The organism is Phenylobacterium sp. (assembly GCF_041920015.1).
Taxonomy (GTDB): domain Bacteria; phylum Pseudomonadota; class Alphaproteobacteria; order Caulobacterales; family Caulobacteraceae; genus Phenylobacterium.
Genome location: NZ_JAYRST010000007.1, coordinates 46,038 through 65,161 on the forward strand (window position 1 = coordinate 46,038; position 19,124 = coordinate 65,161).

Genomic DNA, 19,124 nt, shown 5'->3' on the forward strand with positions numbered 1-19,124 from the left:
GACGCTTGGCCGATCAGCCGCGACCGGCGTCCAGCGCGCGCTCGAGGGCCAGGGCGATGCGCGAGGCTTCATGCGCATCGAGATCGACGGCGAAGGGCAGGCCCAGCACGGAGGCGGCCAGGGCCTCGGTCGCGGTCAGGTCGGCGTGCGGATGGCTCCGGAACGCGGGGTTGGCGTGGCATCCCTCGCCCCACCAGCGGCGGGTCTGTACGCTGTCCGCCTCCAGGCGGGCCTCGACTTCGGCAGCGCGGGCGCCGGCGGGCAGGCGCACGACGCAGACGCTGGTGATCCAGTCGGCGCCCCAGCCGGGCTGGAAGCCGATCTTGGTCTGCGACAGGGCCATGCGCATGAACTGGCTGGCCCGCAGGTAGCGCAGCCGTGTGGTGGGCCAGTCGTCCAGCGCCGCCAGCCCGACGGCGGCGGCGTATTCCGATAGCTTGGCGTTGGTGGCCGGAACCAGGGCCAGCCGCTCGCCATGGAAGCCGAAGGTGGTCAGGCGGCGCACGCGCTCGGCCAGGCCCACGTCGTTCGTGGCCAGGAAGCCGCCTTCGCCGACGCCCAACGCCTTGGTGGCGTGCAGACTGACGATGGTGGGCAGGGCGCAGTCGCAGGCGGTGTCGAAGGCGGCGGCCGCGTCGATCACCACCTCGATCCCGGTCTCCTCACGCAAGGCCTTCCAGCCGGCGATGTCGGGCGCGGCGCCGAAGGCGGCGACCGGAACGACGGCGCGTACTTCGCCGGGCGCCGCGGCCAGCAGGTCGCGGGCCGCGCCGGGCGAGAGCATCCAGTCGGCCGGATCGACGTCCACGAACCAGGGCGTCAGTCCAGCGGCGACCACCGCATGGGCGGTGGCCACGAAGGTGTAGGACGGGACCATGCACAGCGCGCCGCGGGGCAGGTCGAGCGCCAGCAGGGTGAGGGTCAGGGCCTGGGTCGCATTGACCACGGTGACTACTTGCGCGCCGTGGCCGAAGCGGTCGGCCAGGCGAGCCTCGAACGCGTTCAGCAGCGGCCCGAAATTGGAATACCAGCGTCCCTCGTCGATTCGCCGCAGATAGGGGGCCAGAGCCTCGAAGCGAGGGAGCGACGGGCGGGCGACAGGCAACAGCGCCGGGACGGCGGGCGCGAGCGCAACCGTGGAATCCGGTTCGGTCAGGATGGACTGGATCGCGCCCCGGCTGGCCATGTCCTTCGCCCCGTAAGAAGGAGGATCAAGCTATCGCCGCCAAGGTTAAGCGGTGATTACGGCCGGCGCCGCGTCAGGTCTCCATCGACCGCAGCACCTGCAGCACCGCCACGCCATAGCGCTCCAGCTTGCCCTCTCCCACGCCGGAGAGCGCGGCCAGGTCGCGCAGGCCGGCCGGCTTGCGCGTGGCGATCTCGGCCAGGGTGCGGTCGTGGAAGATCACATAGGGCGGCACATGCTGGCGCGCGGCCTCGTCGCGGCGCCAGGCGCGCAGGGCCTCGAACACCGGGACGTCGTGCGGCCCCACCGGCGGGGCGGCGTCGCGGCCCTTGCGGCGCGAACTGCGCGTGCGCGAGGACGGAGCCGGTTCGGCCGGCTTGCGCAGGGCCACCTGGCGCTCGCCCCGATAGACCGCTTTCACGCCTTCGGCGTCGCCCAGGCCGATCAGCGGGCGGCCGTCATTGGGATCTTCGCGCAACAGGCCGTCGAACAGCAGCTGGTCGATCAGGTCGCGCCAGGCGACGGCGCTCAGGTCTCCGCCGATGCCGAAGGTGGTCAGGCCGGCCTCGAAGTCCGACGGGTCCTTGGTCTTGCCCAGCAGGTGGTCGACGATGCGCCCGCGGCCGTAGCGGCCGCCCATCCGGTGCACGGCCGAGAGCGCCATCTGGGCCGGGCGCGTCGCGTCGATGGTCTCGACCTCGCCCAGGCAGATGTCGCACTGGCCGCAGGCCTGGACGCCCTCCTCGCCGAAATAACGGCGCACGGCGGCGGATCGGCAGGTGGTGCCGTCCAGCATGGCGTAAAGCTGGCGAACCTTGCGCGCCTGCACCTGCTTGACGCCCTCGTCCACGTCGCGGCTGTCCAGACGGCGCAGCGCCCAGGCCATGTCGGCCGCGCCATAGAGGGTGAGGCCTTCGGCCGGCTCGCCGTCGCGGCCGGCGCGGCCGATCTCCTGCCAATAGGCCTCGACCGAGGCGGGCGGATCGGCGTGGATCACATAGCGGACGTCCGGCTTGTCGACGCCCATGCCGAAGGCGATGGTCGCGACCATCACCGCCTCGTCGGCCTCGAGGAACTTCTCCAGCCGCTGCGCGCGCACCGCCTTGTCGAGGCCGGCGTGATAGGCGAGCGCCGGCACGCCCTCGTCGCGCAGGGCCTGGGCCAGCTTGTCCACCCCGTCGCGCGAGCCGGCATAGACCACGCCCGAGCGGCCTGGCCGTGCGGCGACCAGCTCCAGCACCCGCTTATGGCCGGCGCCGCGCTTGCGCTCGGCGCTGAGGGCCAGTTCGGGTCGTGCGAAGCTGGCGACGAACTCGCAGCTCTCCTGCAGCCTTAGCTCGGCGCGGATGTCCTCGCGCGTGCGGGTGTCTGCGGTGGCGGTGACCGCCAGCCGCGGCACGCCGGGGAAGATGTCGGCCAGGCGTCCCAGCATCCGGTATTCGGGCCGGAAATCGTGACCCCACTGGCTGACGCAGTGGGCTTCGTCGATGGCGATCAGCGCTAGCGGAACCTGGGCCAGCCGCTCCAGCATCCACGGCTGCATCAGGCCCTCGGGCGACACATAGAGCAGGTCCAGTTCGCCGCGCTCGATCTTCTCCCAGGTCTGGGCGCGTTCGGCCGGATCGCCGGTCGAATCGAGCTTGGCGGCGGCGACGCCGAGCTGCTGCAGCCCGGCCACCTGGTCGGTCATCAGGGCGATCAGCGGCGAGACCACCAGGCCGAGCCCCGGCCGCAGCATGGCCGGGATCTGGTAGCAGACGCTCTTGCCGCCGCCGGTCGGCAGCACGGCCATGGCGCTGCGTCCGGCCAGCACCTCGGTGATCACCTCGGCCTGCCGGCCCCGGAAATCGGCGTGCCCGAAGGTGCGGCGCAGGATTTCGCGCGCCCGTTCCAGGTCCGGCGCGTCGTCGAAAGAGGCTTGAGGCGCGAGGGAGGCGGCCATTCCCCGCTTATGGCCTGCGTCGGGACAGGGGTGAAGGCGCTATTCGGCCGCGATCGCCGCGGGTGCGGCCTGGGCGCCGCGTAGCAGGCGGCCCGGCAGAGCGCCCGTCGGCTCACCGTCGCGATAGGTGACATGGCCCGCGACGATGGTCGCCACATAGCCCTCCGCCCGCTGAATCAGCCGTCGCCCGCCCGCAGGCAGGTCGTAGGCGACGCTGGGGGCGTGCAGCGACAGCCGGTCGTAGTCGATGACGTTGAGATCGGCGCGGTAGCCCGGCGCGACCAGGCCGCGGTCAAAAAGGCCGAGCGTCTGGGCGGTGTCGTGGCTTTGCATCCGCACCATGGCCTCCAGCGGCAAGCGCGCGCCGCGCGTGCGGTCGCGCGTCCAGTGGGTGAGGTTCGAGGTGGGGAACGAGCCGTCGCAGATCATGCCGACATGAGCGCCGCCGTCCGACAGGCCCGGCACGGTGTTCGGATCGCTCAGCATGGCATGGGACGGATCGAGGCTGCCGTCCGCATAGTTGAGGAACGGCAGGTAGAGCATGCCGCGCCCGTCGTCCGTCAGCATGTGGTCGAGCGCCAGCTCCGCAGGGTCCATGCCACGGGCGTTGGCGAGCGCCAGCACCGTGCGGTCGGGCGTCTGCTCGTAGTCCGGGTTTTCGCCCATCAGGAACATGACCTTCCAGTTGCGGGTCATGTTGGCGGCGAAGGCGGGCGTCGCCTCGCCGCTGTCCGCCAGCAGGCGGGCGCGGAAATCCGGATCGCGCAGGGCCGCGACCCGGCGGGCCAGGGGCTCGGCGGCGATCTCGCGATAGGCCGGATGGTGGCTGAAGGGATTGAGGGTCAGCTCCAGGCCGAACAGCACCCCGACCGGGCGTCCGCACACCTGGGCCTTCATCGGCAGGCCAGCCTGCGCAGCCTCGCCCAGCCGTTCCAGCAGCAGCCGCCACTGATTTGGCTGGACCGGGCTCTGGACCAGCGAGAACGACAGCGGCCGGCGCGAACGCTCGACGATCCGCCGCAACATGGCGAACTCGGCCTCCGGGTCGGCGAAGTCGGAAACGAACTGCAGTGCGCCCTTGCCGGCGGCGGCCAGGCTCATGGCGATGCCGGTCAACTCGTCCTCCGAGGCGGTCAGGGTCGGGGTCGGCTGGCCGTCGCTGGTGCGATGGTTGAGGGTGCGCGAGGTGGAAAACCCCAAGGCGCCGGCCTCGACCGCCTCCTGGGCGATCGCGGCCATGGCGGCGATGTCCTGCGCGCTCGCCTCCTCGCGGTTGGCGCCGCGCTCGCCCATCACGAACACCCGCAGGGCGGCGTGAGGCAACTGGGCGCCGATGTCGACATCGAACGCCCGCCCGGCCAGGCTGCCCAGATAGTCGGGAAAGCTTCGCCAGTTCCAGGGCAGGCCCTCGGAAAGCACCGGGAATGGAATGTCCTCGACCCCTTCCATCAGCCGCACCAGCCGATCGTGGTCCTCCGGGCGGCATGGTGCGAAACCGACTCCGCAATTGCCCATCACCACGGTGGTGACGCCATGCCAGGAGGACGGCTGCATCCGCTGGTCCCAGGTCGCCTGGCCATCGTAGTGGGTGTGGATGTCGACGAAGCCGGGCGTGACCAGCATGCCTCGGGCGTCGATCTCCTCGGTCCCGCGGCCGGCGACCTTGCCGACGGCGGCGATCTTGCCGTCCTTGACCGCCACGTCGGCTTCGCGTGGCGGCGCGCCGGACCCGTCCACCAGCGTCGCGCCTCGGATCACGAGATCATGGGCCCGTTCCATCGCAGCCTCCTGGGTCGTCGTCGGTCGGGCGGGATTAGCCGCCTCCGGCCGCGGGCGGGTCAAGGGCGCCGTTACGGAAGGGTCAGCCGCCTTCCCTGGGCTTTTCCGACGTCTTGGCGGCGCAACCCTTGTAGGTCGTGCCGCCCAGGGCGACCTCGGCGGCCAGCGGATACTTCAGGTCCGACATCCCGTCCGAACAGCCGGGCTGCTCGCGCAGGGTGATCTTGATCGGCTTGTCTCCGGCCGTGCTCTCCCAGACCGCTGCGCCATCGGCCACCGCCATGCCGCCCGCCGGGAAGACGATGCTGGCGTCGGACGTCTTGAAGCTGATCTGAGTCTGGCGAATCTCGACCGCCCAGAACGGCTCGGTCCCATGGGCGTCGATGTCGCCCTGGAAGGCGGCGGGCGTTGCGGGCGGGGGCGCCGGCTCGGCTGGAAGCGGCGGCGCATCGGCCGGCGGCTGGGCCAGCGAGCCATCCGGCGCCTGCGGCTGGCAGGCGGCCAGCGCCAGGGCGGCGATGAGGATCGATGCGCGCATCTGGGCGTCTCCGAAGCTAGACCCGGCGCATACGGATAGAGCAGACGGGCGGTTCCGTCCCGCCCTTTCCCCCAGGCAGGTCTGGCGCGCTCCGGCGCGGCGGGTAGACTTGCCGCGCCATGAGTCGCGGCCGCACCTTCTACGAATTCTTCGCCGGCGGCGGCATGGCCCGCATCGGCCTGGGCGAAGGCTGGAGCTGCGCCTTCGCCAACGATTTCGACCCGCTGAAGGCGGCGACCTATCGCACCAATTTCGAAGACGCCGAGACGCATCTGCACGAGGGCGACGTCTGGGCGGTCGAACCCGCCCGCCTGGCGCCTTACGCCGATCTCGCCTGGGCGTCGTCACCCTGCCAGGATTTCAGCCTCGCCGGCGGCCGGGCCGGCCTGGCGGGCGGGCGCTCCTCGGCCTTCTTCGGGTTCTGGCGGCTGATCCAGGCCCTGGGGCCGGCGGCGCCGCGGCTGGTGGTGATCGAGAACGTGAGCGGCCTGCTCACCTCGCACGGCGGGGCGGATTTCACGGCCCTCTGCCAGGCCCTGGCCGACGAGGGCTATGTGTTCGGGGCGCTGGAAATCGATGCGGCCCGGTTCGTCCCGCAATCGCGCCCACGGGTCTTCGTGGTGGCCAGCCGAATCCCTCCTACGCCCGGCCTGACCGGCGAGAGCCCTTTTCATACCCGCGCGGTTCGCGAGGCGCAGGCGCGGCTGCCGGGCGACCTGGCGCGGCGGTGGGTCTGGTGGCGCGGTGAGGCGCCGCCGGCGCGCAACGCCGACCTCGCCAGCCTGCTGGAGCCGGACGAAGCGGTCGTCTGGAACGACGAGGCGCGCACCCGCGCTCTGCTGGCGCTGATGGCGCCGCAGCATCTGGCGCGCATCGAAGCGGCGCGGGCGGCCGGCGAGCGGCGGGTCGGCGCGGTCTTCCGGCGCATGCGGGTCGAGACCGGAGTCCGCGTCCAGCGGGCGGAGGTGCGGTTCGACGGCTTGGCTGGTTGCCTGCGCACGCCGCGCGGCGGCTCCTCGCGCCAGACCCTGGTGGTGATCGAGGACGGCCGCGTCCGCTCGCGCCTGGTCTCGCCGCGGGAAGGCGCGCGGCTGATGGGCCTACCGGAAGACTACCGCCTGCCGCGTGCGGCGACCGGCGCCCTGCATGTGGTGGGCGACGGGGTCGCGGTCCCTGTGGTGCGCTGGCTGGCCGCCCAGATTCTCGAGCCGCTGCTCGCCCCGCCCGTCGCAGCGGCGGCCGAATAGAGGGGCTGGGCCTTCGGTCAGAAGAAGTGCGCTTCCAAATCCGGTGCGGGTGAATAGGTTAGCGCGCAAGCCAGCTCAAAGAAGATCAGCCCGAACTGGCCAGCCAAGACGGAAGGACGCCATGACCGAAGCCAGCTACGACGCCGCCCGCTACCAGCGTTCGGGCCGCGGGAAGATCTTCGACTCGGTCCTGGACCTGATCGGCGACACGCCGATCGTGCGCCTGCCGCGCCTGACCGCCGCGCTGAAGCCCAAGGGCGAGGTCGTCGCCAAGCTGGAGTTCTTCAACCCGCTGGCCTCGGTGAAGGACCGCATCGGCGTGGCCATGGTCGAATGGCTGGAGGCCACCGGCCGCCTGAAGCCCGGCGGCTCCATCGTCGAGCCGACCAGCGGCAACACCGGCATCGCGCTGGCTTTCGTGGCCGCCGCCAAGGGCTATCCGATCACTCTGGTCATGCCCGAGAGCATGTCGATAGAACGGCGCAAGATGCTGGTCATCCTGGGCGCCAAGCTCGAGCTGACCCCGGCCGAACGCGGCATGGCCGGCGCGGTCGCCCGCGCCCGGGAGCTGGTCGAGGCGATCCCCGGCGCGGTCATGCCCCAGCAGTTCGACAACGAGGCCAATCCCCTGATCCACCGGGTCTCGACCGCCGAGGAAATCTGGAACGACACCGCTGGCAAGGTCGATGCGGTGGTCTCCGGCGTCGGCACCGGCGGCACCATCACTGGCATTGGCCAGGTGCTGAAGGCCCGCAAGCCGGGCGTGAAGATGGTCGCGGTCGAGCCGGAAGCCTCGGCGGTGCTGTCGGGCGGCCAGCCGGCGCCGCACAAGATCCAGGGCATCGGCGCGGGCTTCGTGCCCTCGATCCTCGACCGCGGCGTGATCGACGAGATCGTCCAGGTCTCCAACGACGACAGCTTCGCCATGGCGCGACGCCTCGCCAAGGAGGAGGGGATTCCGGTCGGCATTTCGTCGGGAGCGGCCCTGACCGCGGCCTTCGACCTCGCCTCGCGCGACGAATACGCCGGCAAGCTGATCGTGACCATCATCCCCAGCTTCGCCGAGCGCTACCTCTCGACCGCTCTGTTCGACGGGCTTTGACCGACGTCTTCACGCGGGAGAAGCGCTCGGCGGTGATGCGCCGGGTGAAGGGCAGGGACACCTCGCCCGAGTTGAAGGTGCGCAAGGCGCTGACGGCGCTGGGCGCGCGCTATCGGCTGAACCGGAAGGACCTGCCCGGCACGCCCGACATCGTCATGGCCGGTCGGCGGCTGGCGATCTTCGTCCACGGCTGCTTCTGGCACGGTCATGACTGCGCGCGAGGGTCGCGCGTGCCCAAGGCCAACCGCGAGTACTGGACCGCCAAGGTCGCCCGCAACGCGGCCCGGGACGCGCGCACCGCCGCCGAACTGACCGCCGCCGGCTGGCGGGTCGAGACGATCTGGGAATGCGACCTTAAGGACGCGGCGGCGCTGACGGCGCGGCTGGAGGGGATGCTGGCGCAACACCCGGTCACCCCGGCGAAAGCCGGGACCCAGGCTGACTCGAGCGGCTAAGCGAGGCCGGAGCTGCTGCTTGGATCCCGGCTTTCGTCGGGACGAGTGGAGGAGGGTCTGGCGGCCACCGTCACCTGTGTCTTCACCGAATTGGCGATGAAGCACTCTTCGTGGGCCTGGTGGTGCAGGTCGGCCAGTTGGTCGGCGTCGGGCGCCTCGCCCCGCCATTCGATCTGCGGAGAAAGCGTGACCCGGGTCACCGCCATGCGGCCGGGGGCGACCTCCTCCATCGTCCCGCTGGCGTGGTCGCGGTAGGCGACGGCGACGAAGCCCGCCAGCCGCGCCTTGTGCAGGAAAGTCAGCATGTGGCAGTTGGAGAGCGCGGCGACGAACATCTCCTCGGGGTCCACCGCCTCCTCGACCGCCCACTTGCCGACCACGTGCGGCGAGGCCGAGGCCGGCACGATCAGGCCGCCGTCGAAGCTGATCACGTGGCCGCGGCTGTAACGGCCCTTGGCGAAGTCCTCGCCGTCGCGAAGGGCCCAGGCGATGTCGGCGGTGTAGCTGGCCATCAGAACGCCTCGGCCGGCAGGGCCATCATCAATTCCGATCCGGTCTTCAGCTTGGCCAGGTGCGCGCCGGCGTCGGGCAGCAGCCGCTCGACGAAATAGCGGCCGACCACCAGCTTGCTCGCGTAGAAGGGGTCGGCGTCGCCCGCCGCGATCTTCGCGTTCGCGGTCTTGGCGATCAGCGCCCACATATAGGCGAGCGCCGTTAGGCCGAAGAGGTGCATGTAGTCGCTCGAGGCCGCTCCGGCGTTGTCGGGGTTCATCAGGCCGTTCTGCATCAGCCACATGGTCGCCTCCTGCAGCTTGCCCTTGGCGTCGGACAGGCCCTCCACGAACGGCTTGAGGTCCGCATCGGCGCCGTTGGCCTCGACGAAGGCGTCGATCTCGGCGAAGAAGCTCATCACCGCCCGGCCGCCCTGGGCCGCCAGCTTGCGCCCGACCAGGTCCAGCGCCTGGACGCCGTTCGTGCCCTCGTAGATCAGGGCGATGCGCACGTCGCGCATGTACTGGCTGACCGGGAAATGCTCGGTGAAGCCCGAGCCGCCGTGCACCTGGACGGCGTTGGAGCAGACCTGCAGCCCCTTGTCGGTCAGGTAGCCTTTCACCACCGGGGTCATCAGCGCCATGTAGTCGGCGCCCTTCTGGCGGATGGCTTCGTCCGGATGAGCGTGGGCCAGGTCGCCTTGCAGCGCGGTCCAGAACAGGAAGGCGCGGCCGCCCTCGACCAGGGCTCGCGAGTCCATCAGCATCCGCCGCACGTCCGGGTGGACGATGATCGGGTCGGCAGGGCCGTCCGGGTTCTTCGGCCCGGTCAGCGAACGGCCCTGCAAGCGCTCCTTGGCGAAGGTCGCGGCGGCCTGATAGGCGGCCTCGGCCTGGGCCACGCCCTGCAGGCCAACCCCGATCCTCGCCTCGTTCATCATCACGAACATCAGCGACAGGCCCTTGTTCTCCTCGCCGACCAGCCAGCCGATCGAGTCCTCGTGGCGGATCACGCAGGTGGCGTTGCCGTGGATGCCCATCTTCTCTTCCAGCCCGTCGCAATAGACGCTGTTGCGCTGGCCCGGCTTGCCCTCGGCGTCGGGGATGAACTTCGGGACGATGAACAGGCTGATGCCGCGCGTGCCCTCCGGCGCGCCTTCGATCCGCGCCAGGACGAGATGGACGATGTTCTCGGCCATGTCGTGCTCGCCGCCCGAGATCCAGATCTTGCCGCCGGTGATCCTGTAGCTGCCGTCGCCCTGCGGAACCGCCTTGGTGCGCAGGAGGCCGAGGTCGGTGCCGCAATGCGGCTCGGTCAGGTTCATGGTCCCGCCCCATTGACCGGAGGCGAGCTTGGGCAGGTAGAGCGCCTTCTGGGCGTTCGAACCGCCGTTCAGGATGGCAGAATAGGCGCCGTGGGTCAGGCCCGGATACATCGAGAAGGCCATGTTGGCCGACGAGCTCATCTCCGAGAACGACAGGTTGACCACATGCGGCAGGCCCTGGCCGCCATAGGCCGGCTCGGCGCCGAGGGCAGGCCAGCCGCCTTCGACCAGTTGGGCGTAGGCCTCCTTGAAGCCGGTCGGGGTCTTGACCGTATGATCGGGGCTCCAGGTGCAGCCTTCCTGGTCGCCGACGTGGTTGAGCGGCGCCAGGACCTCGCTCGTGAACCGTCCGGCCTCTTCGATGATCTGCTCGACCACGTCCATCGAGGCGTCGGCGAAGGCGGGCAGCTCGGCGTAGGTCTCGATCTGCAGCACGTCGCGCAGCAGGAAGACGTGCTCGCGGACGGGGGGCTGATAGGGCATGGGCGCTCCAATCACGAAAAGAAGGGCCTGCGGCCGCGCCGCAAGCCCTGGCAGATTAGGTCGGCCGGCCGCTCATGGCGACGGCGGCGAGACTATTTGGCGTGTTCCAGGTCGCCCAGGCGTTCGCGCAGCACCTGGTCGTAGTCGGCGGCGCGCGGCAGCAGGTCCGGCCGGGTCTGAGCCAGATGCTTCTCGAGAGCGTCGCAGCCGCGGCGCAGTTCCTCGATGGCGTGGTCGATGTCGGCGCGCTGGGCTTCCAGGGCGACGATCCGTTCACGGAACTTGAGCAGCGACTTGGCGTTCTGCGTCGCCCCGCCGTCGTCCAGATCGTAGAGGTCGAGGATTTCGCGAATCTCGGCCAGGGCCAGGCCCACCCGCTTGCCGCGCAGGATAAGCTGGAGGCGCGCCCGGTCCTTGTAGGAATAGACCCGGTTCATCCCGTCGCGCGCGGGCGAGAGCAGGCCCTTGTCCTCATAGAACCGCAGCGCCCGCGGCGTGCATTTGAACTCCACGCACAACTGGCGAATGGTGAAGGTGCGATGGGGCCGGCGAAGGTCGGCGTGCATGCGGCGTCCTCCCTGGACGCAGGTTTCTATCGGCTGACACCGTAAGTCGATGCTTCCGTTTACGTCAAGGTGATCGCCGGTAACTTAGAAGATCGCTGGACCGAGCCGGTCCCGCAACCTTAGCCTGCGCCGGGTCAAGAGGGGGCGTTTGTCATGGTTCGATCCGGTCTCTGGCCAGCCGCCTCGGCGGCCGTACTGGCTGCGGTGCTGTCGCTGGCGTCTCCGGCCCTCGCGGCGCCGGACAAGGCTCCCGCGGCCAGCGCCGGGGCGATACGCCAGGATGGCCTGCTGCCGGTCTATGTCGACAAGGCCAAGGGCCGCATCCTGCTTTCCTTGCCGGCGCCGGACGCCGACGGCGTCAGCGGCCGCTATCTCTACGTCACCGCGCTCAGGACCGGTCTCGGCTCGGCGCCGGTCGGCCTCGACCGGGCGCGGCTTGGCGACACCCAGGTCCTGGCCTTCCGCCGCATCGGCAAGAAGGTGGTGGCCGAGTTCGAAAACCATCGCTTCCGGGCGCAGGGCGCGCCGGCCGACGAGCAGGCCGCCGCCCGCGACGCCTTCGCCGTCTCCACCGTCTGGGCGGGCGATGTGCTGGAGACCGCGCCGGATGGGCGCATTCTGGTCGATATCGCCGGTTTCCTGACCCGCGATGCGATCGGCGTAGCCGAGGCGCTGAAGCAGGCTGGCGAAGCCGGCTACAAGCTGGTTCCCGACCTCTCGCTCGCCGATCCGGCGGCCGTGAAGGTGTTTCCCGAGAACATCGAGTTCGAGGCGCGCCAGACCTTCGCCTCCGACACGCCGGGACCGGAGGTGCGCAATATCGCCCCGGACCCCAGGCTGATCAGCCTGCAGATTCGCCATAGCCTGGTGAAGCTGCCTGAGCCGGGCTACGAGCCGCGCCGCTTCGACCCGCGCGGCGGAACCTTCTCGACCACCGTGCTCGACTACGCCGCGCCGCTGGGCGAGGAGATCGTCTACCAGCTCGCCAACCGTTTCCGGCTGGAAAAGGTCGATCCCGCCGCCGCCCGCTCGCCGGTCAAGAAGCCCATCGTCTTCTATGTCGACCGCGCCGCCCCCGAGCCGATCCGCACGGCCCTGGTCGAGGGCGCCTCCTGGTGGAGCCAGGCGTTCGATGCGGCCGGCTTCGTCGGCGGCTTCCAGGTCAAGGTGCTGCCCGAAGGGGCCGATCCGCTGGACGTGCGCTACAACGTCATCAACTGGGTGGATCGCGCCACCCGCGGCTGGTCCTACGGCCAGGCGATCAGCGACCCGCGCACCGGCGAGATCGTCAAGGGCTCGGTGTTGCTGGGCGCGTTGCGCGTACGCCAGGACATGCTGATCTTCGAAAGCCTGGTCGGCGCTCACATGAACAATACCGGCGGGCCGAACGACCCGGTTCAGGTGGCGCTCGCCCGCCTGCGCCAGCTTTCCGCGCACGAGGTCGGCCATTCCATCGGCCTGGCGCACAACTTCGCCGCCTCGACCCAGGACCGCGCCTCGGTGATGGACTATCCGGCGCCGCGCATCCTGCTCAAGGACGGCCGTCTCGACCTGTCGGACGCCTATGGCGTGGGGGTCGGGGCCTGGGACCGCTTCACGGTCGACTGGCTCTATGGTGCGGGCGGCGATGAGGCCCTGCGCAAGGTCAAGGCTTCGGTGGACCAGGGCCAGCGCTATGTCACCGACGTCGATTCCCGCCCGCTCGGCGCGGGCCAGCCCTGGGGGAGCCTGTGGGACGACGGCGACGACCCGGCCGCCGAGCTCGACCGCATCATGAAGGTGCGGCGTGTGGCCATCGACCGGTTCGGCCTGGGCGCGCTGAAGCCGGGCGAGCCGGTGATCAACCTGAAGCGCAAGTATGTCCCGATCTATCTGCTGCACCGCTATCAGCTCGACGCAGCCAGCAAGTCGATCGGCGGGGTCGATTTCGCCTATTCGGTGATCGGCGACGGGCGCGAGACCTCGTCCCCGGTCCCGGCCGCCCAGCAGCGCGCGGCGCTGTCGGCCATGCTGGCGACCCTGGCGCCCAGGGAGCTCGATACGCCCGAAGCCCTGACCGCCATGCTGTCCTCGGCCCAGTCGGGCGAGCCCGACCGGCAGTATGAGATCGAGGTGTTCGGCACGGCCGGCGGGCCGGTGTTCGATCCGCTGACGGCGGCCGAGGCGGCGGCGAGCCTGACCCTCGACAACCTGCTGGCGCCCGACCGGTTGGCGCGGCTGGTCGACCAGCATCGCCGCGACCCGGGCCAACTCGGGGCAGGCGAACTGCTGGACCGGCTGCTGGATACGGTCTTTGCGCCGGCCAGCGGCCGCCAGGCGGAGATCGCCCGGCGCGTCCAGACACGGCTGGTGCTGAACCTGGCCAACGCCGCGCGCGATCCGAAGCTTTCGCCGGCGGCGGCCTCGGAGATCTCCGCCCGGCTCGCGGCCCTGCCGGCGCGGCTGAAGGGCGGGACGGAAGGCGCGGACCGGGCGCACCGCCAGCGGCTGGCCGCCCTCATCGCCGACAAGGACCTGCTGGCCGAACTGTCCGCGCCGAAGCTGAAACCCAAGGTTCCGCCCGGCATGCCCATCGGCGACGGCGGCTACTGACCGCAATCCCGGCCGCCGTCAGGCGGTCGGGAAGCCCTTGTCGCGCAGATAGGCCGAGACATCGACGTCGCGGCCCATGAGCTGGCGATAGCCGACCGCCGGGTCGATCGAGTTGCCGACCGCCATGACGTTGTCGTGCAGCTTCCTGGCCATGTCCTTGTCGTACATGCCGCCCGGCGCGCGCTGGAAGGCGTCGACCACGTCGAGGGCCAGGGTCTCCGACCACAGGTAGCTGTAGTAGCCGGCCGAATAGCCGTCGGAGGCGAAGACGTGCCCGAATTGCGGGGTGCGGTGGCGCATGACCAGTTCGCTCGGCATGCCGAGCTTGGCCAACTCCTCGCGCTCGAAGGCGTCCGGGTCGATGTCGGCCCCGCCGGCCAGGTGCAGCTTCATGTCGATCAGGGCCGAGGCCAGGTATTCGGTGACGTCGAAGCCCTGGCGGAAGGTCGAGGCGTTCTTCAGCTTGTCGACCAGGGCCTGGGGGATCGGCTCGCCGGTGCGGTGGTGCAGGGCGAAACGCGACAGCACCTCATGGGTCGGCAGCCAGTGTTCGTTGATCTGGCTGGGGAACTCGACATAGTCGCGCGGCACCGCGGTCCCGGCCAGGGTCGGGTAGTTCACGTCGGAGTTCAGGCCGTGGATGGCGTGGCCGAACTCGTGGAACATGGTCTCGGCGTCGTCCCAGGAGATCAGCACCGGTGCGCCCGGAGCGCCCTTCACGAAGTTGGAGTTGTTCGAGACGATAGTCGTGACCGGCCGGTCGAATTTCTCCTGGCTGCGATAGGCGTTCATCCAGGCGCCCGAACGCTTGCCCGGCCGCGCATAGGGGTCGAAGTACCAGAGGCCGACGTGTCGGCCGCCGCGCGTGACCTCCCAGACGCGGATGTCGGGATGGGCGACCGGGACGTCGGGCAGCGGGACGAACTCGAAGCCGTAGACCTGGCCGGCGGCCCAGAACATGCCTTCGCGCAGCTTCTCGAGCTGCATGTACGGCTTGATCTCGTTCATATCGAGGTCGTAGCGCGCGGCGCGCACCTTCTCGGCGTAGAAGCGATAGTCCCAGGGCTCGATCCGCAGATTGGCCCGCTCGCGGTCGGCGATCGCCTGCATCTCGGCGACTTCATCCTTCACCCTTGCGACGGCCGAGGGCCAGACGCGCATCATCAGGGCCATGGCCGCTTCCGGCGTCTTGGCCATGGCTGCGTCCAGCCGCCAATGGGCATGGGTCGGGAAGCCCAGCAACTGCGCCCGCTCGAAGCGTAGCTTCAGGATCTTGCGGATGCCGGCGTTGTTGTCCTTGGCGTCGCCGTTGTCGCCGCGGTTGTAATAGGTGCGCCAGACCTTCTCGCGCAGGTCGCGGCGCGTCGAATAGGTCAGGAACGGCTCCATGGATGAACGGGTGTTGAGGATCGCCCATTCACCCGGCTTGCCGCGGGTTTCGGCCGCCGCGGCGGCCGCGGCGCGCACGTCTTCCGGCAGGCCGGCCAGTTCGCTCTCGGTACGCAGATAGAGGACGTAGTCCGTCTCGTCGGCCAGCAGGTTCTGGCTGAAGGCGGTGAACAGGCCCGCCAGGTCCTGGTTGATCTCCGCCACCCGGTTCTTGTCGGCGGGCGAGAGCTTGGCGCCGGCGCGCACGAAGCGGTTCCAGTAGACCCAGGTCAGGCGCTGCTGTTCGGGCGTCAGGCCTTGGCGGTTGTCGTAGACCGCCTCGATCCGCTTGAAGAGCTTGGCGTTCTGCAGCGTCTCGTCGTTATGCGCCGCGAGCTTGGGGTTCAGCACCTTCTCCTGGGCGCGCAGCTCCGGGTCCGACAGGGTGGAGGACCAGACCCCGCCGATGGCGCCCACGCGGTTCATCATCGCTCCCGCGCGCTCGAGCGCTGCGATGGTGTTGTCGAAGGTCGGCGCGCTGCGGGCATTGGCGATGGCGTCGATCTCCGCCCGCTCGGTCTTCATGGCCAGGTCGAAGGCGGGCGGGAAGTCGGCGACCTTCACCTTGTCGAAGGCCGGCACGCCGCCGAACGGCCCGGTCCAGGGCGCGGTGATCGGATTGCCCGCGGCGTTCTGCGCCAGGCCTACGGCGGGCAGGCTGGAGGCCACTGCGAACGCGCTGGAAGCGGCCAGGAAGGTGCGCCGTTGCATGGGGGCTCCGAGATTGATTGCAGATCGTCGCCGACCTTAGGGTCAAGCTGGGCGCACGTCACATGACGGGCTTGTAATGTGACGTCAGCGTGTGCCGACGGCGGTCTGGATTTCCGCGGCCAGGACCGCGCCGCGCTCGCTGACCTCCAGCGCCTCGTCGAAGGGCAGGCCGCAGGCGCTGAGCAGCAGAGCCACCACCTGGACGCCATGGTCCGGGTTCGACAGGCCCATCAGCATGTCCCGTTGCAGCATCCGGCTGACGCCGAACACCAGGGTGCGGACCGCGGCCGGGTCCATTTCCCGGAACCGGCCCTGGGCGACGCCGGCGCGGTACATCTCGTCCAGATTGGCTTCGAGCGCGGGCGCGCGTTCCAGTCGCGATCCGTCCAGCCGCAGCATCATCCAGCTCCAGGCCGCGTCGTGAGTCACCGCTGCAAGGTAGCTGTGCAGACGGGTCGCCAGGCGCTCGCACGCCGGCATGGTCCTGGGCAGGCGTTTGTCGAGCACCGTGGTCAGGGCGGCGACGATCTTCACCCGGACCGCCTGCAACAGGCTCTCGGCCGTGGGGAAGTAATTGTAGAAAGTGCCGCGAGAGACGCCGGCCGCCGCCACGAAATCTTCGATGGAACAGGCGTCCGGCCCCTTTTCGCCGATCACCGCGATGGCGGCCTCGATCAGGCGCTCGCGCGTTTGCGCCTTGCGCTGCTCGGCCGCCGCCGCCCGGGCCTCGAGATTGACCCGCATGGGACGCCGGGAAGTCAGGCGGCCTCAGGGAGATACTGGCGCACGGCGTTGGCCGCGGCCAGCGACAGCGGATCGCTCTGATGTTCCAGCACTTCGATTTCGTGATGGAGCGCGGCGACCATCTCGCGATGGGCCAGAGGCGACAGTTCGAGCAGGGCGCGGGCCGCGGCGCGCGACAGGGCCAGAGAGGTGGCCAGGTCGACATCGACGCCGATGCGCCAGGTGGAGATGGGTGTTTCGTCGTCCGGCCTTTCGGCCGACGCAGGGGTTTGGGCTGATAGAGCCATGATGGGATATCCAGATTCTAGGATGCAAAACGCAGTGCGGACGGCCCATGCGGGCCGTCCGTCGGGAGATACGCTCCGCACTGCAACGCTTAACTTGACGCATACGTCATCTTGACGGCTGTGTCAATTTGAAATTTCGGCGTTCGCTCAGGCGGCGGGACGCATGGACGGACATGACGGCGGGGGCTACACCCGCGTCATGGCCATCGGCGTCTTCGATTCCGGCGTGGGCGGGCTTTCCGTGCACCGCGCCCTGGTGCGGCGTATGCCGCAGACCGACTTCATCTATCTGGCCGACCAGGCCAACGCGCCCTATGGCGGACGGACCGGCGAGGAGATCGTCGAACTGACCAAGGCCGGCTGCGTGCGATTGTTCGAGGCCGGCTGCGACCTAGTGGTCCTGGCCTGCAACACCGCCTCGGCGATCGCCCTGCGCCGGCTGCAGCAGACCTGGCTGCCGGACTGCCGCCGAACCCTGGGACGGCCGGTCAATGTGCTGGGGATCATCGTGCCGACCATCGAGGCGGCCACCGGCCTGCCCTGGGAGCACGAGGCCGAACGGCGCGGCGACAAGGTCGAGAAGCTCGACATCCTGGCGGTGTTCTGCACCCCGGCCACCGCCGCCTCGCGCGTCTACGAGATCGAGATCGACAAACGCCGCCAGGACGTGGCGGTCTTCGCCCAGCCCTGCCCGGAACTGGCCAGGATGATCGAGGCCGGCGCAGGGGCCGTCGATCTGGCCAAGGCGGTCGAAGCCCATGTGGCGAGCGTGACCACGCGCATCGGCCGCGCGCCCGACCGGGCGATCCTCGGCTGCACGCACTATGAGATCGTCGCCGACATCTTCCGCGCGGCGCTCAAGCCGGGCACGCCGCTGATCCACCAGCCGGACGCGACGGCCGATGCGCTGGAAGCCTATCTCGCCAAGCATCCGGAATATCGCACCGGCGACGGCGGCCAGCGCCGCTTCCTGACCACTGGGGTTCCGGGGGCGCAGAACATGCTGGTCGAGACCTTCTGGGGAGGCTCGCTAAGCTTCGAGAAGGCTTAGGGAGGCCCAAGATCATGAAAGTGCGGGGCATTACCGCCGCACTCGGCGCCTCAGGTCGATTCCTGGCCTGTGGCCTCGCTCCGATCCGCCCGCGGGAAACGGCTGCTGACAAACCGCTGTCAGCAGTTCTGCGTTCTGTTGTCGCAAACAACTGGAGCCGACCATGTCCGATCTCGTCTTCTACACCAACCCCATGTCGCGCGGCCGCATCATCCGCTGGATGCTGGAAGAGGTCGGCCAGCCCTACGAGACGAAAGTCCTGCGCTGGGAGACCGGGGAGGCGAAGGGCGCCGACTACCTGGCCGTCAATCCCATGGGCAAGGTGCCCGCCATCGTCCATGACGGGGTGGTCGTCACCGAATGCGCGGCCATCTGCGCGTACCTCGCCGACGCCTTTCCGCAGGCCGGCTTGGCGCCTCCGGTGAACAGCGGGCTGCGCGGTCCCTACTATCGCTGGCTGTTCTTCGGCGCTGGCCCGATCGAGCAGGCCGTGGGCTTCAAGGCGGTGAACTTCGAACCGACGATCGAGCAGCACAGAATGCTGGGCTTCGGCTGCATGGAGGATGTGCTGGCGACGGTGGAAGGCGCGGTCGAAAGCCGCCCCTACCTCGTCGGGGACAGTTTCACAGCCGCCGACCTCTACCTCGCCTCCCACCTGTCCTGGGGGATGAACTTCGGGACCATCGAAAGGCGCCCGGCGTTCGAGGCCTATGTGGAGCGCCATCTGCAACGCCCTGCGGCCCGGCGCGCCGACGAGATCGACAACGCCCTTATCGCCGACCAAGCGCAGCCAGCATCCTGAAACGATTCCGCCCGCCCGGCTATGGGCCAGGCGGGCGGAAGATGCGTCCGTCGGGGTCACGGCGTCAGGCCGAGGCGGCTGCCTCAGCGGCGATCACGCGGCTGACGGCGTTGACCACCGAACCGATGCGCAGGGCGGCCTGGATCGACGTGTTCGGCACGCCATGCTTCTTCAGTTCGCTCTCGTGCGCGTCCAGGCACATGCCGCAGCCGTTGACGGCCGAGACGGCGGTGGACCACAGCTCGAAATCGGCCTTGTCGACGCCCGGATTGGCCAGGATGTTCATCCGCAGCTTGGCCGGCAGGGTCTTGTACTCGCCGTTCGAAAGCAGGTGCAGCGAGCGGTAGTAGACGTTGTTCATGCCCATGATCGCGGCGGCGGCCTTGGCGGCGGTG

At 69.6% G+C, this 19,124-nt stretch carries 17 protein-coding genes; 6 read left to right on the top strand and 11 right to left on the bottom strand.

From position 1 onward, the window contains the following. Positions 1 to 13 precede the first annotated feature (13 nt). The 4 genes from ACE3TL_RS02995 to ACE3TL_RS03010 all read right to left on the bottom strand — a co-directional run bounded on the left by ACE3TL_RS02995 (position 14) and on the right by ACE3TL_RS03010 (position 5,445). Positions 14 to 1,186, bottom strand: coding sequence for a DegT/DnrJ/EryC1/StrS family aminotransferase (locus ACE3TL_RS02995; RefSeq protein ID WP_374577204.1), 1,173 nt, complete (start codon positions 1,184 to 1,186; stop codon positions 14 to 16). Positions 1,187 to 1,259: 73 nt separating this feature from the next. Then, the gene (recQ, locus tag ACE3TL_RS03000; protein ID WP_374577205.1) at positions 1,260 to 3,128 is read right to left on the bottom strand and encodes a DNA helicase RecQ; all 1,869 of its coding nucleotides are present in this window, start codon (positions 3,126 to 3,128) and stop codon (positions 1,260 to 1,262) included. Positions 3,129 to 3,167: 39 nt separating this feature from the next. After that, positions 3,168 to 4,907: an amidohydrolase family protein gene (locus tag ACE3TL_RS03005; protein ID WP_374577206.1), complete on the bottom strand. Its 1,740-nt coding sequence runs from the start codon at positions 4,905 to 4,907 to the stop codon at positions 3,168 to 3,170. Positions 4,908 to 4,989: 82 nt separating this feature from the next. After that, entirely contained in the window at positions 4,990 to 5,445 is a 456-nt protein-coding gene (locus ACE3TL_RS03010) for a COG3650 family protein (RefSeq protein ID WP_374577207.1), read from the bottom strand. 119 nt (positions 5,446 to 5,564) lie between these two features. On the opposite strand from ACE3TL_RS03010, the gene ACE3TL_RS03015 reads away from it, so the two are divergent. The 3 genes from ACE3TL_RS03015 to ACE3TL_RS03025 all read left to right on the top strand — a co-directional run bounded on the left by ACE3TL_RS03015 (position 5,565) and on the right by ACE3TL_RS03025 (position 8,249). Further along, entirely contained in the window at positions 5,565 to 6,692 is a 1,128-nt protein-coding gene (locus ACE3TL_RS03015) for a DNA cytosine methyltransferase (RefSeq protein WP_374577208.1), read from the top strand. 121 nt (positions 6,693 to 6,813) lie between these two features. Further along, positions 6,814 to 7,794 (top strand): cysteine synthase A, encoded by a 981-nt coding sequence (cysK, locus tag ACE3TL_RS03020; RefSeq protein WP_374577209.1) that lies wholly within the window; start codon positions 6,814 to 6,816, stop codon positions 7,792 to 7,794. Beyond that, positions 7,791 to 8,249 carry a very short patch repair endonuclease gene (locus ACE3TL_RS03025; protein WP_374577211.1) on the top strand — a complete coding sequence of 153 codons (459 nt, stop codon included), beginning with the start codon at positions 7,791 to 7,793 and terminating at the stop codon, positions 8,247 to 8,249. Before cysK ends, ACE3TL_RS03025 begins: the two co-directional genes overlap by 4 nt. On the opposite strand, the gene ACE3TL_RS03030 is transcribed toward ACE3TL_RS03025, so the two are convergent. The 3 genes from ACE3TL_RS03030 to ACE3TL_RS03040 all read right to left on the bottom strand — a co-directional run bounded on the left by ACE3TL_RS03030 (position 8,246) and on the right by ACE3TL_RS03040 (position 11,114). Next, a complete protein-coding gene (locus tag ACE3TL_RS03030) occupies positions 8,246 to 8,761 on the bottom strand; it encodes an OsmC family protein (RefSeq protein ID WP_374577212.1) in 516 nt (171 codons plus the stop codon). The two genes, ACE3TL_RS03025 and ACE3TL_RS03030, sit on opposite strands and share 4 nt — an antisense overlap. Beyond that, positions 8,761 to 10,548 carry an acyl-CoA dehydrogenase C-terminal domain-containing protein gene (locus tag ACE3TL_RS03035; RefSeq protein WP_374577213.1) on the bottom strand — a complete coding sequence of 596 codons (1,788 nt, stop codon included), beginning with the start codon at positions 10,546 to 10,548 and terminating at the stop codon, positions 8,761 to 8,763. The genes ACE3TL_RS03030 and ACE3TL_RS03035 overlap by 1 nt, the downstream gene beginning before the upstream one ends. Positions 10,549 to 10,640: 92 nt before the next feature. Beyond that, positions 10,641 to 11,114 (bottom strand): MerR family DNA-binding transcriptional regulator, encoded by a 474-nt coding sequence (locus tag ACE3TL_RS03040; protein ID WP_374577215.1) that lies wholly within the window; start codon positions 11,112 to 11,114, stop codon positions 10,641 to 10,643. Between the two features lie 153 nt (positions 11,115 to 11,267). Between ACE3TL_RS03040 and ACE3TL_RS03045 the strand changes: the two genes are divergently transcribed. Further along, entirely contained in the window at positions 11,268 to 13,706 is a 2,439-nt protein-coding gene (locus ACE3TL_RS03045; RefSeq protein ID WP_374577216.1) for a zinc-dependent metalloprotease, read from the top strand. An 18-nt stretch (positions 13,707 to 13,724) separates the two neighbouring features. Here the strand turns inward: ACE3TL_RS03045 and ACE3TL_RS03050 are convergent, their stop codons facing one another. The 3 genes from ACE3TL_RS03050 to ACE3TL_RS03060 all read right to left on the bottom strand — a co-directional run bounded on the left by ACE3TL_RS03050 (position 13,725) and on the right by ACE3TL_RS03060 (position 16,876). Then, positions 13,725 to 15,845, bottom strand: coding sequence for a M3 family metallopeptidase (locus ACE3TL_RS03050; RefSeq protein WP_374577217.1), 2,121 nt, complete (start codon positions 15,843 to 15,845; stop codon positions 13,725 to 13,727). 84 nt (positions 15,846 to 15,929) lie between these two features. Beyond that, positions 15,930 to 16,589: a TetR/AcrR family transcriptional regulator gene (locus ACE3TL_RS03055; protein WP_374577219.1), complete on the bottom strand. Its 660-nt coding sequence runs from the start codon at positions 16,587 to 16,589 to the stop codon at positions 15,930 to 15,932. Between the two features lie 14 nt (positions 16,590 to 16,603). Next, positions 16,604 to 16,876, bottom strand: a complete 273-nt coding sequence (locus ACE3TL_RS03060) for a hypothetical protein (protein ID WP_374577220.1) — start codon at positions 16,874 to 16,876, stop codon at positions 16,604 to 16,606. Positions 16,877 to 17,075: 199 nt separating this feature from the next. Between ACE3TL_RS03060 and ACE3TL_RS03065 the strand changes: the two genes are divergently transcribed. Next, positions 17,076 to 17,927 carry a glutamate racemase gene (locus ACE3TL_RS03065; RefSeq protein ID WP_374577228.1) on the top strand — a complete coding sequence of 284 codons (852 nt, stop codon included), beginning with the start codon at positions 17,076 to 17,078 and terminating at the stop codon, positions 17,925 to 17,927. 163 nt (positions 17,928 to 18,090) lie between these two features. Beyond that, the gene (locus ACE3TL_RS03070) at positions 18,091 to 18,729 is read left to right on the top strand and encodes a glutathione S-transferase family protein (RefSeq protein ID WP_374577222.1); all 639 of its coding nucleotides are present in this window, start codon (positions 18,091 to 18,093) and stop codon (positions 18,727 to 18,729) included. Between the two features lie 64 nt (positions 18,730 to 18,793). On the opposite strand, the gene ACE3TL_RS03075 is transcribed toward ACE3TL_RS03070, so the two are convergent. Next, positions 18,794 to 19,124 (bottom strand): carboxymuconolactone decarboxylase family protein (locus ACE3TL_RS03075; RefSeq protein WP_374577224.1); only part of this gene is annotated, 331 nt, incomplete at its 5' end.

Excerpts from the sequence above, each read along its gene's own strand:
- ACE3TL_RS03050 (WP_374577217.1), bottom strand. The coding sequence starts at position 15,845 with ATGCAACGGCGCACCTTCCTGGCCGCTTCCAGCGCGTTCGCAGTGGCC.
- ACE3TL_RS03015 (WP_374577208.1), top strand. The coding sequence starts at position 5,565 with ATGAGTCGCGGCCGCACCTTCTACGAATTCTTCGCCGGCGGCGGCATG.
- cysK (WP_374577209.1), top strand. The coding sequence starts at position 6,814 with ATGACCGAAGCCAGCTACGACGCCGCCCGCTACCAGCGTTCGGGCCGC.
- ACE3TL_RS03010 (WP_374577207.1), bottom strand. The coding sequence starts at position 5,445 with ATGCGCGCATCGATCCTCATCGCCGCCCTGGCGCTGGCCGCCTGCCAG.
- ACE3TL_RS03055 (WP_374577219.1), bottom strand. The coding sequence starts at position 16,589 with ATGCGGGTCAATCTCGAGGCCCGGGCGGCGGCGGCCGAGCAGCGCAAG.
- ACE3TL_RS03070 (WP_374577222.1), top strand. The coding sequence starts at position 18,091 with ATGTCCGATCTCGTCTTCTACACCAACCCCATGTCGCGCGGCCGCATC.
- ACE3TL_RS03045 (WP_374577216.1), top strand. The coding sequence starts at position 11,268 with ATGGTTCGATCCGGTCTCTGGCCAGCCGCCTCGGCGGCCGTACTGGCT.
- ACE3TL_RS03060 (WP_374577220.1), bottom strand. The coding sequence starts at position 16,876 with ATGGCTCTATCAGCCCAAACCCCTGCGTCGGCCGAAAGGCCGGACGAC.
- ACE3TL_RS03035 (WP_374577213.1), bottom strand. The coding sequence starts at position 10,548 with ATGCCCTATCAGCCCCCCGTCCGCGAGCACGTCTTCCTGCTGCGCGAC.
- ACE3TL_RS03030 (WP_374577212.1), bottom strand. The coding sequence starts at position 8,761 with ATGGCCAGCTACACCGCCGACATCGCCTGGGCCCTTCGCGACGGCGAG.
- recQ (WP_374577205.1), bottom strand. The coding sequence starts at position 3,128 with ATGGCCGCCTCCCTCGCGCCTCAAGCCTCTTTCGACGACGCGCCGGAC.
- ACE3TL_RS03005 (WP_374577206.1), bottom strand. The coding sequence starts at position 4,907 with ATGGAACGGGCCCATGATCTCGTGATCCGAGGCGCGACGCTGGTGGAC.
- ACE3TL_RS03040 (WP_374577215.1), bottom strand. The coding sequence starts at position 11,114 with ATGCACGCCGACCTTCGCCGGCCCCATCGCACCTTCACCATTCGCCAG.
- ACE3TL_RS02995 (WP_374577204.1), bottom strand. The coding sequence starts at position 1,186 with ATGGCCAGCCGGGGCGCGATCCAGTCCATCCTGACCGAACCGGATTCC.
- ACE3TL_RS03065 (WP_374577228.1), top strand. The coding sequence starts at position 17,076 with ATGGCCATCGGCGTCTTCGATTCCGGCGTGGGCGGGCTTTCCGTGCAC.